Source organism: Rhodoferax sp. (genome assembly GCF_034519335.1).
Lineage (GTDB): Bacteria > Pseudomonadota > Gammaproteobacteria > Burkholderiales > Burkholderiaceae_C > Allorhodoferax.
In genome coordinates, this window is the sequence record NZ_JAXHOL010000022.1 from 32,608 (window position 1) to 46,315 (window position 13,708).

At 61.8% G+C, this 13,708-nt stretch carries 14 protein-coding genes; 6 read left to right on the top strand and 8 right to left on the bottom strand.

Annotated elements, in window-relative coordinates; all coding sequences use genetic code 11:
* Positions 1-48 precede the first annotated feature (48 nt).
* Genes gloA through U5O12_RS09260 form a run of 3 tightly spaced genes read left to right on the top strand, consistent with a single transcriptional unit; the run spans position 49 to position 1,840 of the window.
* Positions 49-486, top strand: coding sequence for a lactoylglutathione lyase (gene gloA, locus U5O12_RS09250; RefSeq protein ID WP_322578353.1), 438 nt, complete (start codon positions 49-51; stop codon positions 484-486).
* 35 nt (positions 487-521) lie between these two features.
* Positions 522-899 (top strand): tautomerase family protein, encoded by a 378-nt coding sequence (locus U5O12_RS09255; protein ID WP_322578354.1) that lies wholly within the window; start codon positions 522-524, stop codon positions 897-899.
* A gap of 14 nt (positions 900-913) precedes the next feature.
* Positions 914-1,840, top strand: a complete 927-nt coding sequence (locus U5O12_RS09260) for an NAD(P)-dependent oxidoreductase (protein ID WP_322578355.1) — start codon at positions 914-916, stop codon at positions 1,838-1,840.
* Positions 1,841-1,875: 35 nt separating this feature from the next.
* Here the strand turns inward: U5O12_RS09260 and U5O12_RS09265 are convergent, their stop codons facing one another.
* From U5O12_RS09265 to U5O12_RS09300, 8 genes are all read right to left on the bottom strand, one after another.
* Positions 1,876-2,772, bottom strand: a complete 897-nt coding sequence (locus U5O12_RS09265; RefSeq protein WP_322578356.1) for a DMT family transporter — start codon at positions 2,770-2,772, stop codon at positions 1,876-1,878.
* A gap of 124 nt (positions 2,773-2,896) precedes the next feature.
* Positions 2,897-3,127: a hypothetical protein gene (locus tag U5O12_RS09270; protein ID WP_322578413.1), complete on the bottom strand. Its 231-nt coding sequence runs from the start codon at positions 3,125-3,127 to the stop codon at positions 2,897-2,899.
* Positions 3,127-4,461: a TolC family outer membrane protein gene (locus U5O12_RS09275; RefSeq protein ID WP_322578357.1), complete on the bottom strand. Its 1,335-nt coding sequence runs from the start codon at positions 4,459-4,461 to the stop codon at positions 3,127-3,129. Before U5O12_RS09275 ends, U5O12_RS09270 begins: the two co-directional genes overlap by 1 nt.
* A 24-nt stretch (positions 4,462-4,485) precedes the next feature.
* Positions 4,486-4,779, bottom strand: coding sequence for a metal-sensing transcriptional repressor (locus tag U5O12_RS09280; protein ID WP_322578358.1), 294 nt, complete (start codon positions 4,777-4,779; stop codon positions 4,486-4,488).
* Between the two features lie 71 nt (positions 4,780-4,850).
* Positions 4,851-5,075, bottom strand: a complete 225-nt coding sequence (locus tag U5O12_RS09285) for a DUF2892 domain-containing protein (protein WP_322578359.1) — start codon at positions 5,073-5,075, stop codon at positions 4,851-4,853.
* Between the two features lie 39 nt (positions 5,076-5,114).
* Positions 5,115-6,407, bottom strand: coding sequence for an FAD/NAD(P)-binding oxidoreductase (locus U5O12_RS09290; protein WP_322578360.1), 1,293 nt, complete (start codon positions 6,405-6,407; stop codon positions 5,115-5,117).
* Between the two features lie 27 nt (positions 6,408-6,434).
* A complete protein-coding gene (locus U5O12_RS09295) occupies positions 6,435-9,743 on the bottom strand; it encodes an efflux RND transporter permease subunit (protein ID WP_322578361.1) in 3,309 nt (1,102 codons plus the stop codon).
* A gap of 26 nt (positions 9,744-9,769) precedes the next feature.
* Positions 9,770-10,858 carry an efflux RND transporter periplasmic adaptor subunit gene (locus U5O12_RS09300; RefSeq protein ID WP_322578362.1) on the bottom strand — a complete coding sequence of 363 codons (1,089 nt, stop codon included), beginning with the start codon at positions 10,856-10,858 and terminating at the stop codon, positions 9,770-9,772.
* A gap of 233 nt (positions 10,859-11,091) precedes the next feature.
* Between U5O12_RS09300 and ccoG the strand changes: the two genes are divergently transcribed.
* Genes ccoG through U5O12_RS09315 form a run of 3 tightly spaced genes read left to right on the top strand, consistent with a single transcriptional unit; the run spans position 11,092 to position 13,706 of the window.
* Positions 11,092-12,561, top strand: coding sequence for a cytochrome c oxidase accessory protein CcoG (gene ccoG, locus U5O12_RS09305; protein ID WP_322578363.1), 1,470 nt, complete (start codon positions 11,092-11,094; stop codon positions 12,559-12,561).
* Positions 12,562-12,571: 10 nt separating this feature from the next.
* Positions 12,572-12,820, top strand: coding sequence for a hypothetical protein (locus U5O12_RS09310; protein WP_322578364.1), 249 nt, complete (start codon positions 12,572-12,574; stop codon positions 12,818-12,820).
* Entirely contained in the window at positions 12,813-13,706 is an 894-nt protein-coding gene (locus tag U5O12_RS09315) for a DUF2892 domain-containing protein (RefSeq protein WP_322578365.1), read from the top strand. The genes U5O12_RS09310 and U5O12_RS09315 overlap by 8 nt, the downstream gene beginning before the upstream one ends.
* Positions 13,707-13,708: the final 2 nt, after the last annotated feature.

Here is a 13,708-nt window from a genome sequence, read left to right on the forward strand (position 1 = left end):
GTCCATGGACCATGTGTGCCGCCGCCCAACGCCATGCAGCACCACTCCATGACTCACAGCACTGAAACTTCGCGCGCCAATCGCCCCACTAGGTTGCTGCACACCATGATCCGGGTGTCCGACTTGGACCGCTCTATAACCTTCTACACCGAGCAGTTGGGCATGCACCTGTTGCGCACGGAGCGCTACCCCGATGGCCAATTCACGTTGGCATTTCTGGGTTACGGAGCAGAGAGTGACAACTCGGTCCTGGAGTTGACGCACAACTGGGACGGGAGGACCTATACGCAGGGAGACGCCTACGGGCATATCGCTTTGGAATGCATCGATCTCTACGGAACCTGTGATGCGCTCCAGACCACTGGTGTCACCGTCGTACGTCAACCCGGCCCCATGTCTGCAAAATCACCCGATCGGGCAGATGCAGAACACATCGCTTTCATTCAAGACCCTGACGGTTACCGAATTGAGCTGATCCAGCGGTAGGCCACCGCATTTATGGCAAATTTTCAGGAGACATCATGCCTCTCGTTCGAATTGATATTCCCACCGACACACCATCCTCAACCGTTCGCCATGTGGCGGACCTGGTCCACAAGGCCCTGGTAAGTTCGCTCAACATTCCCGTAGCAGACCGCTTTCAAACCATTACACGCCGAGCAAGCGATGAATTGATTTGTGCGGAGGAGTTCTTGGGAATTGCCCACTCCCATAAGCTACTTGTGATCCAAATTGTCTTGGCTCCCAGAACTGTAGAACTGAAGAAGGCACTGTTCAGCGCGATTGCCAACGAAATTGCTAACCACACCCCGTTCAAGGCACAAGACGTGATCATCAATCTCATCGAAACCGCCAAAGAGAACTGGAGTTTCGGTAATGGCATCGCCCAATTCGCGTAAGGCCTCTGTACTTCATGCCCAACATCAACGACAAAACCTACGAACCCGCTCCTGCCTACTCAGTTGCCTTTCTGGGCCTGGGCGTCATGGGCTACCCCATGGCCGGGCACTTGGCACGCGCGGGTCACCAGCTGACCGTGTACAACCGAACTGCTAGCAAATCGATAGCTTGGTGCGCAGAATTTTCCAGCACTAGCAGCCAATTGGGCGCACATTCCCATGCCCCCACGCCCCGCCAAGCCGTGCAGAATGCCGACATCATCTTTTGCTGCGTCGGCAATGACGATGACCTGCGCAGCGTGACGCTGGGCGCGGACGGTGCCTTTGCCGGCATGAAGCCCGGTGCGATCTTTGTAGACCACACGACTGCCTCGGCCGACATTGCCCGCGAGCTCAGCGCGGCAGCACGGGCCAAAGGTCTGCAGTTCATCGACGCCCCGGTGTCGGGTGGCCAGGCCGGCGCCCAAAATGGGCTGCTGACGGTGATGTGTGGAGGCGACGCTAACGCGTTTGAAGCCGTGAAGCCCGTGGCCATGGCATTCTCGCGCGCCTTCACTCTGCTAGGCGAGAACGGTGCAGGGCAGCTTGCCAAGATGGTGAACCAGATTTGTATTGCCGGGCTGGTGCAGGGCCTGAGTGAGGCGATTGCCTTTGGCCAGAAGGCCGGGCTGGACATGAACCAGGTGCTGGACGTGATTGGAAAGGGTGCTGCGCAAAGCTGGCAACTGGACAACCGCGGCAAGACCATGGTGGCCGACAAGTTTGACTTCGGTTTTGCGGTGGACTGGATGCGCAAGGACCTGGGCCTGGTGCTGGATGAGGCCAAGCGCAATGGTGCGCGCCTGCCTGTGACCGCCTTGGTAGACCAGTTTTATGCGGATGTGCAGCAGATGGGTGGCAAGCGCTGGGATACGTCGAGCTTGATCAAGCGGCTGAAGTGAAGGTGATTCGCTGACGAGATGGCTTCGGCAGCGCCCTAGGGGTGCTCTGCCGTGGTGTGCACTTGTTCATGCCGCAGCACATACAGGCCACTGCCCACGATGATGGCGGCACCCAGCAGCGTGAAGCCATCGGGCAGCAGTTGCCACAGCGCCCAATCGATGCCCAGGCTCCAAGCCAGAGCGGTGTATTCAAACGGAGCCACAGCGCTGGCCTGCCCGTGGCGAAAGGCCTCGGTAATAGCCAGCTGGCCCAAGAAGCCAGACGCCGCCAACCCGGCCCACAGGCCCAGGTCTTGGGCACGCAGCGTTAGCCACTGCGGCGCAGCCAGCGCGCTGGCCACCACCTTCAAGATCACCATCACCCACAGCACCAGGCTGTCTTTCGAATCGGTACGGCTGGCCAGGCGTGTGACCACCGCTGACACGGCGTAGCAGACGGCCGCCCCCAACACGGCCAGGCCGGCCCAGCTGGCAAAGCCCTCGGCACTGGGGCGCAGCGCCACCAGCACGCCCACCAAACCGCCGCCCACGGCCCACCAGTGCGCGCGCGGCACGCGCTCGCCCAGCACGGGCCAGGCCAGCACGGTGATGAGCAGCGGCGCAAAGAACATGAGGGTGTAGGCATTGGTGAGCGGCAAGCCGCGCACGCCCACGGTAAACAGCACCAGCATGGCGATGACCAGCGCGCCGCGCAGCAGGTGCAGCGGCCAGCGGGCGCGCCAGACCTCGGCCCAGGCGCCGCGCGCATGAATCCAGATGGCAATGAGTGGCAGCGTGAGCGCGCCACGCATGGCTGCAATTTGCAGCGGCGGGTAGTGGACGGACAGCAGCTTGATGAGCGTGTCCATGGCGGAGAAGAACGCGACGGCCAGCAGCATGGCGGTGATGCTGCGCGGGTTGCCCGACTGCAGGCGGGAGAAGAAATGGGGCATGCGCCTGATGGTAGCGGGGCACTGGCGTGGCTAGTTTTGCCGCCCTGCAGTTGGCGCATTTGCTATTGTTTTAGGAGCTTCTCGCGCAATATCTACGGCCTGAAAGGCCGTTTTCACTACTAATTCAAGGCTTCTTGCGCAAGCGCGCCATGCGCCACAGCTTAGCCACCAACACCAGCAGGGGCACCGCGTGCATGAGCAGATCGAAGATGTCTAGGGGGCGCACTAGGGTGCCTTGGCTGAGCATGCGCAGTTTCTCGACCAGGTGCGGCTCGGGAAACAGGGGAGCCACCGCCAACCAGCCGGCCAGCAGGGCCAGCCAGGTGAGCGGCAACTTGTCCAGCCAACGCAGCATCACGGCGCCAACTGCCCATTAATCGGATTCAAATCCTCCGCCACCAGCGTGCCATTGGCCTGCTTGAGCTTCAAGCCACCCACCAGCACGTCATACCGCGCCTTGGCCAGCTTGGCCTTGGTGTCAAACAACTGGCTCTGGCTGTTGAGCACATCGATGTTGATGCGCACCCCCACCTGGTAACCCAGCTTGTTGGCTTCCAGCGCACTTTGGCTTGACGCCTCTGCCGCTTCCAGGGCCTTGACCTGGCCTTGACCCGACAGCACCCCAAAGAAGGCAGTGCGGGTGCCTTGGGCGACCGCACGTTTGGTGGCTTCCAGGTCGGTACGGGCCTTGTCTTCCAGCGCCAGGGTTTCCTTGATGCGGTTTTGGGTGGAGAAACCAGCAAACAGCGGCAGGTTAAAGCTCACCCCAATGGTGGCCACGTTCACCCGGCTGTCGGCGGTTGCGGTGGACGTGCCGTTGTTGTTAACGGCCGAGTAGCTGCCGGTCAGGTCCAGGGTGGGCTTGTGGCCGGCTTCGGCCTTGGCGGTTTCCAGCTTGGCCACTTCCAGGGCAACCTCTTGCTGCGCAATGCCGGGGTGGCGGCTAATGGACTGCTGCACCCAGACTTCGGCGTCGGCTGGCTCCAGAGGTGCCAGCACCACCGGGGCGGCCAAAGGCTTGGGGGCTGCATCACTCTTGCCCACCAGCTGGTTCAGGGCAATGGTCTTGACGCGCAGATCGTTCTCGGCAGCCAGCTCCTGGGCAATCACCAAGTCAAAGCGGGCTTGCGCCTCGCGGCTGTCGGTGATGGTGGAGGTACCCACCTCAAAGTTGCGCTTGGCCGAGGCCAGCTGTTCGGCCACGGCGGTCTTTTGGCTCTTCACAAAGGCCAGGCTGTCGGTCGAGGCCAGCACATCAAAGTAGGTCTGGCTGACCCGCACGATCAGATCCTGCTCGGCCGCCTGCAGCTGGGCCTGTGCCAAAGCCACCTGCTTGTTGCCCTGCTCGTAGCTGGCCCAGTTGGCCGGGCGGTACAAAGGCTGGGAGGCGCTGATGGTGGCAGTCTGGGAGCCATATGAGCGCTCAGCCGAGGGCAAGACTTCCTGGTTGGAGCGGCTGGCACCCAAGGCAAAGTTGGCGGTAGGCAGGATGGCGGCCCGCGCTTGGGCAGACTTGGCCAGGGTTGCGTCGAACTGGCTCTTGGCGGACTGGTAGCTGGCGTCAAAGCCGCGTGCGGCGGTGTACAGGTCTACCAGGCTTTGGGCTTGGAGCGAGGGCAGCGCACCGCCTGCCAACGCGAGGGCGAGGCTCAGCGCTTTCCAGCGGGGGGCAAAGGGGGGGCGTTGCATATCTTCACTCCAAGGTGCGGGCTGCTATCGCATGCGGGCCAGCATGGTTTCCAGGTTTTTGAACATGTCATCCATATCGTCTTTTTGGGACGCATCGGGTTGCATGCGGGTTTCCAGTTCTTGCTCCAGAAAACACAGTGTCATGCGCAGGTAGGTGCTGTCCAGCGCCTTGCGCACGGCTGAGAACTGGTGGCCAATCTTCAGGCAGTCTTCGCCCTCTTCCACCATGCGCTGAATGCCACGCAGCTGCCCTTCGGCGCGGCGCAGGCGGTTCAGTACATCGGTGCGGGCGGCTTCGTCAGTCAATGCGGTCTTCATGCAGTCCTCCAGAATAGTCTGGGGGGTATTGTCTTCGGAGCCGGACGCAAGCGTTGCCACGGGGTTAAACCTCAGCGGCTGCAGGCCACTTTGGACTCAGGCACGCCCAGTTTCTTGAGCATCCAGCCCATGGGGCATACATCGGTGATGCCAAACTGGAACAGGTTGGCACCCACAAAGGCAGTGAAGGCCAGCCACCACTGCGACACAAAAATGGGGCTGCCCTGAACGCCCAGCGCGAGGGACAAGAGGATGAAGGTGCCTGCAAAGAGGTGGATGTAGCGTGCGACGGTCATGGTGTTCTCCGGTGAAGTAAAGAAAGCTGGAAATGGGGGTTACGGTTTGTCCGCCAAGCGGGCGATGCCTAAGGCCTTGAGCACGTATTTCTCGTACACAGGCTCAGAATTGCCCTTCTTGATCTTGCGCATGAAATACTTCTCAAACGCGATCTTGGCCAGGTGCACCCATTTGCCTTTTTTGAACCAGTTGACATTGCGCGGGGGAATCTGCGGCAGTGCCACAAAGGCTGCGCCGGTGTCGCCCATATCAGCGAGGCAGATGGCGTTCCAGGTGCCCTTGGCATTGGCGGGGCCGCCGTTGATATCGTCGGCCAGGTTGTGCGCAATGGCACCCACCATGCTCTCGATCATGTAGCCCGTCTTGGGTGTACCGGTGGGCACGGGGGTGACCTCTACGGGTGGAATAGCCACGCACACGCCGGCGGAGAAGATGTTCTTGTAAGCCTTGCTGCGCTGGTATTCGTCAATGATCACAAAGCCGCGCGGGTTACACAGATTGGGCACGGCCGCCACGGCGTCCACGCCTTTAAAGGCGGGCAGCATCATGGAGAGCTTGAAGCCCAGCTCGTGTTCTTTGTAGACATTGCCCAAGTCGTCTAGCTGGGTCACAAACATCTTGCCTTCTTCGACCTTGGTGGTTTTCGCATTGGTAATCCACTTCATGTCGCGGTTGCGCATCTCGGACTCCAGCATGGACTTGCTGTCGCCCACGCCGCCCAGCCCCAGGTGGCCGATGTAGGGTTCGCTGCTCACATAGGTGATGGGCACCAAGTGGCGCAGCTTGCGACGGCGCAGGTCGGTGTCGAGGATGAACGCGAACTCATAAGCCGGGCCAAAGCAGCTGGCGCCGGGCATGGCGCCGATGATGACCGGGCCGGGGTTCTTGAGGAAGTTCTCATAGTCAGCCCAGAAGGCTTGCGCATGGTCCACACTGCACACCGAGTGGGTGAAGCCGCCACCACCGTGAGCCGCCGGGCCAGCGCCTGGCACTTCGCTGAAAGACAGCTTGGGGCCGGTGGTGATGACCAAGTAGTCGTAGGCCAGTGTTTCGCCGCCCGCCAATGTGAGCTGATTGGCTTCGGCATCAATCTTCTCGACACCTTTGGGGATAAAGCCTATGCCCTTGCGTGTGAGGTAAGGCGCAATAGGCAGGGTGATGTCTTCACGCTGGCGCCAGCCCACCGCGATCCACGGGTTGCTGGGCACGAACTGGAAGTAGTCGGTGTTGTTGACGACCGTGATCTTGTGTTCTTTGCCGAGCAGCTCGCGGATTTCATATGCTGCGGGCATGCCGCCTATGCCTGCACCAACGATAACGATATGGGCCATGGTGTTTGTCTCCTGGTTGAGTAGGGTTTAAGTACCTGAGAGGGCCGCGTCTTCGCGCGACTCCATACGGCGCCGGTACAGCGCGTAATACAAGACAGGTATCACCACCAGCGTGAGCACGGTGGACACCAAGATGCCGAAGATGAGGGAGACGGCGAGGCCATTGAAGATGGGGTCGTCCAGGATGAAGAAGGCGCCGATCATGGCGGCCACACCGGTCAGCACAATGGGCTGGGCACGCACCGCAGCAGACTGCAACACGGCAGTGCGGAAGACCATGCCTTGGCTCACCTGCAGCTCAATAAAGTCCACCAACAAGATGGAGTTGCGCACGATGATGCCGGCCAGCGCAATCATGCCGATCATGCTGGTGGCGGTGAACTGCGCGTTCAGCAGCGCATGGCCCGGCATCACCCCAATGATGGTGAGCGGAATGGGCGCCATGATGACCAGCGGCGTGAGGTAACTCTTGAATTGCGCCACTACCAGCAGATAGATGAGGATGAGGCCCACGCCGTAGGCGGCGCCCATGTCGCGGAAGGTGTCGTAGGTAATTTGTGATTCGCCATCCCACTTGAGCGCGTAGCCGCGGTAGGTGTCGGTGGGCTGGTGAATCCAGTATTCGCCCACTGCGGCGTCACCTTCTTTGGCGGCGCTGGCCATGGTGCTGCGGATGGCTGCCAGGCCGTACAAGGGCGAATCGAGCTTGCCGGCCATGTCACCGAACACATAACTCACGCCCTTGAGGTCTTTGGTGAACAAGGGCTTGTCGATGATGCCGCGCTCCACGGTGACCAGCTCAGACAGTGGCACCAGTTGGCCATTGGCGGCCCGCAGTGACAGGCCCAGGATGCGCTCCAGCCCAACCTGGCTTTCCAGCGGAAGCTGAATGCGCACGGGCACGGGGTATTTGCTTTGGCCGTCGTGCAGGTAAGCCGCATCGGCACCGCTGAGTGCGCCTGATACGGTCTGCGCCACTGCAGCCACCGGAATACCCAGGGATTCGGCGCGCTGGCGGCGCACGCGCAGGAACGCGCGCGGGGCGTCTTCACGCAGGCTAGTGTCTACACCCACGATGTCACCGGTGGCGTCAAACGACTGGGCAATCTTGGCAGCCAGCGCCTGGCGGCCGGCCTCGTCGGGGCCATACACCTCAGCCACCAGGGGCGACATGACGGGTGGGCCGGGTGGCACTTCCACCACCTTGATGCGGGCGCCGTGTTTGGCAGCAATTTCTTCGAGCGCCGGGCGCAAGCGCTGGGCGATCACATGGCTTTTTTCGCTGCGGTGTTGCTTGTCCACCAGGTTCACTTGCAGGTCGCCCTGCTCGGCATCGGCGCGCAGGTAGTACTGCCGCACCAAGCCATTGAAGGTGATGGGTGAAGCAGTGCCCGCGTAGCCTTGCAGGTTCAGTACCTCGGGCTGTTGGGCCAGGTAGGCGCTCAGGTCTTGCAGGGCGGCGGCGGTGTCTTCCAGCGCGGTGCCGGCGGGCATGTCCACCACCACCTGGAACTCGCTTTTGTTGTCGAAGGGCAGCATCTTGAGCACCACGCCCACCATGGAGCTGGGCACCAGCGCCAGGCTGACCGAGAGCAGAAGCGCGCCCACAATGCCGCCCAACAGATACCAGCGCTTGCGTGTGCTTTGCAAAAAGGGCATCAAGACACGGTCAAAAATGCGCTGTACTTTGCCGGGCTGTGCCGTGGCAGTGGCGGTGTGTGCCGCGTGGCCCGCACCATGCTCGCGCATGAATTTGAGCGCCAACCAAGGCGTCACCGTGAAGGCAATGGCCAGAGAAATGGCCATGCCCAGGCTGGAGTTGATGGGGATGGGGCTCATGTACGGCCCCATGAGGCCGGACACAAAGGCCATGGGCAGCAGGGCCGCAATCACGGTCAGCGTGGCCAGGATGGTGGGGCCGCCCACCTCGTCCACCGCGCGGGGGATGATGTCTTTGAGCGAATCGTGTGGGGTGAGCTGCTGGTGGCGGTGGATGTTTTCAACCACCACAATCGCGTCGTCCACCAGAATGCCGATGGAGAAGATGAGGGCGAACAGCGATACGCGGTTGAGCGTGAAGCCCCAGGCCCAGCTGGCAAACAGCGTGGCGGTGAGCGTCAGGATCACGGCCGCGCCCACGATGAGTGCCTCGCGGCGGCCCAGCGCAAAGCCCACCAGCAAGATGACGGAGCCGGTGGCGAAAGCGAGCTTCTGGATCAGCTTGTTGGCTTTTTCGGCGGCGGTTTCGCCGTAGTCGCGGGTCACCGTGGCTTGCATGTCGCCGGGAATGACGGTGTTTTGCAGCGCCTGCAAACGTTCGCCCACGGCGCGCGATACATCCACTGCGTTTTCGCCGGGCTTCTTGGTGACCTGGATGGTTACCGCAGGCAACGCCTGGCCCGCCGGCGCGGCTACGCCGCTGGGGTTGGATCCATTGGCCGCGCCTTGCATGAACCACACATAACTGCCGGCCTGTTGGGTACCGGTGCTGATGCGGGCCACGTCACGCAGGAACACGGGCTTGCCCTTGCTCACACCGACCACCATGTCGGCCACGTCGTCGGCACTGCGCAAGAACTCACCGGCCTCCACGCTCAGCATCTGAGCGCCGCCTGGGCTGGCCTGGTTGTCCACCACGCTACCGGCGGGCATGCCGAAGTTGGCGGCGGCAATGGTTTTTTGCAGGCTCAGCAAATCCACGCCCCGATCGCGCATGCGGGTGGGGTCGATGTCGATCTGGATGGAGCGGCCGGGGGCACCAATGGTGGTGACTTCACGCACACCGGGCACCGACTTGAGTTCGGCTTCCAGCGTGTGGGCTACGGCTTCCAGCTCGCTGGCGGGGGTGCCCTCGGGGCTCCAGAGTGTGATGCCGACCACTGGCACGTCGTCAATGCCCTTGGGTTTGACGATAGGTGCCAGGGTGCCCAGGTCGCGGGGCAGCCAGTCCTGGTTGGCGTTGAGCACGTCGTACAGGCGCACCAGCGCTTCGGTGCGGGGCACGCCCACCTTGAACTGCACGGTGAGCACTGCCACACCGGGGCGGGAGACGGAGTAGGTGTGTTCGATGCCGGCAATCTGGCCCAGCACCTGTTCGGCAGGTTTGGCCACCATGTTTTGCACATCGGCACTGCTGGCCCCGGGGAAGGGGATCAGCACATTGGCCATGGTGACGTTGATCTGGGGCTCTTCTTCGCGCGGGGTGACCAACACGGCAAAGAGGCCCAGCAGCAGCGCCACCAGCGCCAACAAAGGTGTGAGGGCGTTGGACTGGAAAGCTGCGGCAATGCGGCCGGAGGCACCCAGTTTTTGGGGAGTGGATTCAGGAGCGTGCATGGCAGCCTCGGTTCGGTGGTGGCGGCTTATTTGGCGGAGGGGCGGGCCTGTGCGGCGCGCACCGTGTCCAGCGCCACCACGTCACCGGCCTTCAAACCAGCCAGTACTTCGGTGCCTTCGGCGCCCAACTTTTGGCCCAGGCGTACGGCGCGCAGGGTGAAGACCTCGCCACTCTTCACGTACACCGCCGTCAGCTCACCGCGGCGGACGATGGCCTGCTCTGGCACGACCAGCAAGCTGCGGTTGGCGGCTGCAGCGGCGCTGAACTTCACCCGCACTTGCAGGCCGGGCACCAGCCCCGCGCTTTGGGCGGCAGGCAGTTCCAGGCGCCACTCGGTGGTTTGCGAAACTGGGTCCGAAGACGGGATGACGCTGGTGGCGCTAGGGGTGATCCAGGCGTCGGGCAGGGCTTCACCGGCCTGTACTTGCACATTGGCGGCCTCGCCCACCAGTGCTGCACGGGAGGCTGGCACTTGCACCACCACGCGCAGGGGCAGGGGCGCGTAGATCACCAGCAGGGGCTTGCCGGGCACGGCAAGGTCGCCCGCTTGCGCGTCAGTCTGCAGCACCCAGCCATCAAACGGGGCGGTCACGCGGGTAAAGCCCTGGGCCAGGCTGCTTTGGCGGATGGCGGCGCTGGCCTGGTCGCGCTGGGCTTTGGCACTTTTGAGTTGGGCATCGGCGGTGTCCAGCGCGGCCTGGCTGATGAAGCCTTTGGCCTGCAAATCTTTGGTGCGGTCGTAGTTGGCCTTGGCGTTGCGCAGGTCAGCGTCGGCTTGGTCCACCTGGGCCTGGCTGCGCTGCTGGCCTACCGAGGCTTCGCGGTCGTCAATGGTGGCGAGCAGTTGGCCGGCTTTGACCTTGTCGCCCGCCTTCACCACAAAGCTGGCAATACGGCCAGACGCCTGGGCTGACACGGTGCTCTGTTTGACGGGTTGGACCACACCGTCCAGAAAGGTGCTGGCGCCGCTTTGCTTCAGGCCGACGGTGAATGTCGGGGAAGCCTGCGCCTTCACGCTTGCGGGAACCCATGCCAACACCGCAGCCAAGCCCATGCTTGCCATGAGGCCGAGGTGACGGTGACGCAGAGACTGGATGTAGGTGATGTGGGGCATGATGATTCCTTGATACCCTACGTAGTATATTTAATACCCCATTGGGTATCAAGACATTTTTGAAATTTCCCCACAAACTTGCGCAGATTGGCCAAACTCCCACCGAAACATCTAGGCGCTGGAGACGAAATTCAACGGGATTCGCGTTAATAATTGATTTAAATCATCATTTTTTATACCCATACCCGTATGCTTTAGATGCAACACATGGTCAAAGCTCTTCAGGTATTTTTATGAACCCAGATGCCGACTCCAACCGCAAGGTGATACCCATCGCCGTATCCGGCGACCGCAGCCCCATCGAAGCGCCGCCTGGCGCCGAGCCGGAAATGGTGGCCCTGTACGAGGCGCACAAAAGGATTTATCCGCGCAGTGTTTCGGGCTACTTCGCCAAGTGGCGGTGGGCACTGGTGTTTCTGACGCAGCTGGTGTTTTATTGCACGCCTTGGCTGGAGTGGGGCCAACGCCAGGCGGTCTTGTTTGACCTGGGCGCGCGGCGCTTCTACATCTTCAACCTGGTGCTCTACCCGCAGGACTTCATCTACCTCACGGGCATTCTGGTGATCTCGGCGTTTTCACTGTTCCTGTTCACCGCAGTGGCGGGCCGCCTGTGGTGCGGCTATGCCTGCCCGCAAACCGTGTACACCGAAATCTTCTTGTGGCTGGAGAAACTTGCAGAGGGCGACCGCTCGGCCCGCATGCGCCGTGACGCCGGCCCGTGGAACTGGGACAAGGTCTGGCGCAAAGGCGCCACCCAAGGCATGTGGATCACACTGGCCCTGTGGACGGGTTTTACGTTTGTGGGGTACTTCACACCCATCCACGCCCTGGGTGGCGCGGTGTTGCAGTGGACGCTGGGCCCCTGGGAAACCTTCTGGATCTTCTTTTACGGCTTTGCCACCTATGGCTTTGCCGGCTACATGCGCGAGCAGGTGTGCAAATACATGTGCCCGTATGCCCGCTTTCAGAGCGCCATGTTCGACAAGGACACGCTTATCGTGACCTACGACAGCGAACGCGGTGAGCCACGCGGCGCCCGCTCCAAAAAGGCCGACCCACGCGCCTTGAATCTGGGGGCTTGTGTGGACTGCAGCCTGTGTGTGCAGGTGTGCCCCACAGGCATCGATATCCGCAAGGGCCTGCAGTACGAGTGCATAGGCTGTGGCGCCTGCGCCGACGTGTGTGACTCGGTGATGGACAAGGTGGGATACCCCCGTGGCCTGGTGAAGTACTCCACCCAAAACGCAGTGCACCAACACTGGACCCGCGCCCAGACCCTGCGCCATGTGTTGCGTCCGCGGGTGTTGGTGTACGTCGGCATTCTGGCTACGGTGTTGGTGGCCATGGGTGTGAGCCTGGCGCTGCGCAGCCCGTTCAAGGTAGACGTGGTGCGTGACCGCGGCACGCTGGCCCGCATCGTGGCCGGCGGCAAGATGGAAAACGTTTACCGCCTGCAGATCATGAACGCCACCGAGCAGGCGCAAGAGTTTGTGGTGGAGGCCACCGGACTGGACGGCATCGAGGCCTCCATGGACCAGCCCACGCTGGCCATTGGCCCCGCGCAAGCACGCTGGGTGGCGGTGCGGGTGCAAATCCCCTACGAGGCCGCCGTGGCGGGCTCCCATCCGTTCGAGTTTTCCATCTCTGCGCAGCAGAGCGCTGCCAAGGTGGTGGAGAAGTCGGTGTTTATTGTTCCCCGCTGAAGGAGGCGTTATGCAAAAGAAGTGGATGCTGGTGGTCTGGCCCGCGTTTCTGGCGGCCTGTGTGATGGAGATGGTGGTGTTTGCCCTGTTTGACCCACACGACCTGCAAGGCTGGGCGCGTGGCTGGGGTCTGGGCCAGCAGGGCGTTTACACGCTGGCCTTCTTCGCCTTCTGGAGCGTCACCGCGACCAGCAGCTGGCTGACCTACACCCTGGGCCTGTCGGCCACCGAACTCAACCAAGGACCTGACCATGGCTAATACCCACCCCATAGACCGTTTTGTGCGCTCGCTAGCAGGCATTTGCCTGCTGATGCTGGGTTTCTTTTGGCTCAGCGGGGCCTGGCAGTGGGTCGCCTATGCCGCCAGTGTGGTGATGCTAGCCACCGCTGCGCTGAATTTTTGCCCGCTGTACCGATTGCTGGGCATCCGTACCCGCACCGCAAACGCAGTTGCGGTTAGCCCGGTACGAACCGGCGTGGCCTGGGCCGTGCTGCTGGCAACGCTGGTGGGGGGCAGTTACGCAAGTGCTTTTGCCAGTCGCAAGTTCTTCCTTGAAGACTTCAATGCCATGAACGGGTTCTACAAACAGACCTTGTTTCTGACTGGCAAGAATGAACGGGAAAAAGCCAATGCCCAGTACGCACTGCTGGTGCCGGCCCTGGAAGGGTTTGCAAGCAAGTACACCCACTACCAACCGTTTGCTCTGCGCGGCGATACGCAATGGGTTGCCGATCTGGACCGGGTAAGCCGGATGGTGGGCGACGTGGCCGGGCTTGTGAAGACCGGCGATTTGCACGCTGCGCACCTAGCACTGGAGCAAGTGCGGCCTGTGTTTCAAGAGGTGTTCAAGCGCAATGGCTTCTCTTTGCTGGCGGTGGCGCTGGTTGATTTTCATGACGCCATGGAGCTGGTACTTGAAGCTGCCCAGGCCAAGGACATGGCCAAGTTGGCAGCCCTTTATCCCGGTGTGAGTGACAAGCTTGCCGCCGTGGAGGCAGAAGCCCAGGATGCGGACATCCAGGCGATCCGGCGCAACCTGGATGCGGTGGTTGCTGCGACCCGCAACCAGCAAACAGATGCGCTGCCCGCCCTAGGCGAAACACTCAAAAGCAGCTTCGTGAAAGTCTATTTGCAGCGGGGCTAAAA

Coding starts and splice junctions, on each gene's coding strand:
- U5O12_RS09300 (WP_322578362.1), bottom strand. CDS start 10,858: ATGCCCCACATCACCTACATCCAGTCTCTGCGTCACCGTCACCTCGGC.
- U5O12_RS09270 (WP_322578413.1), bottom strand. CDS start 3,127: ATGCTGCGTTGGCTGGACAAGTTGCCGCTCACCTGGCTGGCCCTGCTG.
- U5O12_RS09280 (WP_322578358.1), bottom strand. CDS start 4,779: ATGAAGACCGCATTGACTGACGAAGCCGCCCGCACCGATGTACTGAAC.
- ccoG (WP_322578363.1), top strand. CDS start 11,092: ATGAACCCAGATGCCGACTCCAACCGCAAGGTGATACCCATCGCCGTA.
- U5O12_RS09285 (WP_322578359.1), bottom strand. CDS start 5,075: ATGACCGTCGCACGCTACATCCACCTCTTTGCAGGCACCTTCATCCTC.
- gloA (WP_322578353.1), top strand. CDS start 49: ATGACTCACAGCACTGAAACTTCGCGCGCCAATCGCCCCACTAGGTTG.
- U5O12_RS09265 (WP_322578356.1), bottom strand. CDS start 2,772: ATGCCCCATTTCTTCTCCCGCCTGCAGTCGGGCAACCCGCGCAGCATC.
- U5O12_RS09290 (WP_322578360.1), bottom strand. CDS start 6,407: ATGGCCCATATCGTTATCGTTGGTGCAGGCATAGGCGGCATGCCCGCA.
- U5O12_RS09275 (WP_322578357.1), bottom strand. CDS start 4,461: ATGCAACGCCCCCCCTTTGCCCCCCGCTGGAAAGCGCTGAGCCTCGCC.
- U5O12_RS09315 (WP_322578365.1), top strand. CDS start 12,813: ATGGCTAATACCCACCCCATAGACCGTTTTGTGCGCTCGCTAGCAGGC.
- U5O12_RS09295 (WP_322578361.1), bottom strand. CDS start 9,743: ATGCACGCTCCTGAATCCACTCCCCAAAAACTGGGTGCCTCCGGCCGC.
- U5O12_RS09260 (WP_322578355.1), top strand. CDS start 914: ATGCCCAACATCAACGACAAAACCTACGAACCCGCTCCTGCCTACTCA.
- U5O12_RS09310 (WP_322578364.1), top strand. CDS start 12,572: ATGCAAAAGAAGTGGATGCTGGTGGTCTGGCCCGCGTTTCTGGCGGCC.
- U5O12_RS09255 (WP_322578354.1), top strand. CDS start 522: ATGCCTCTCGTTCGAATTGATATTCCCACCGACACACCATCCTCAACC.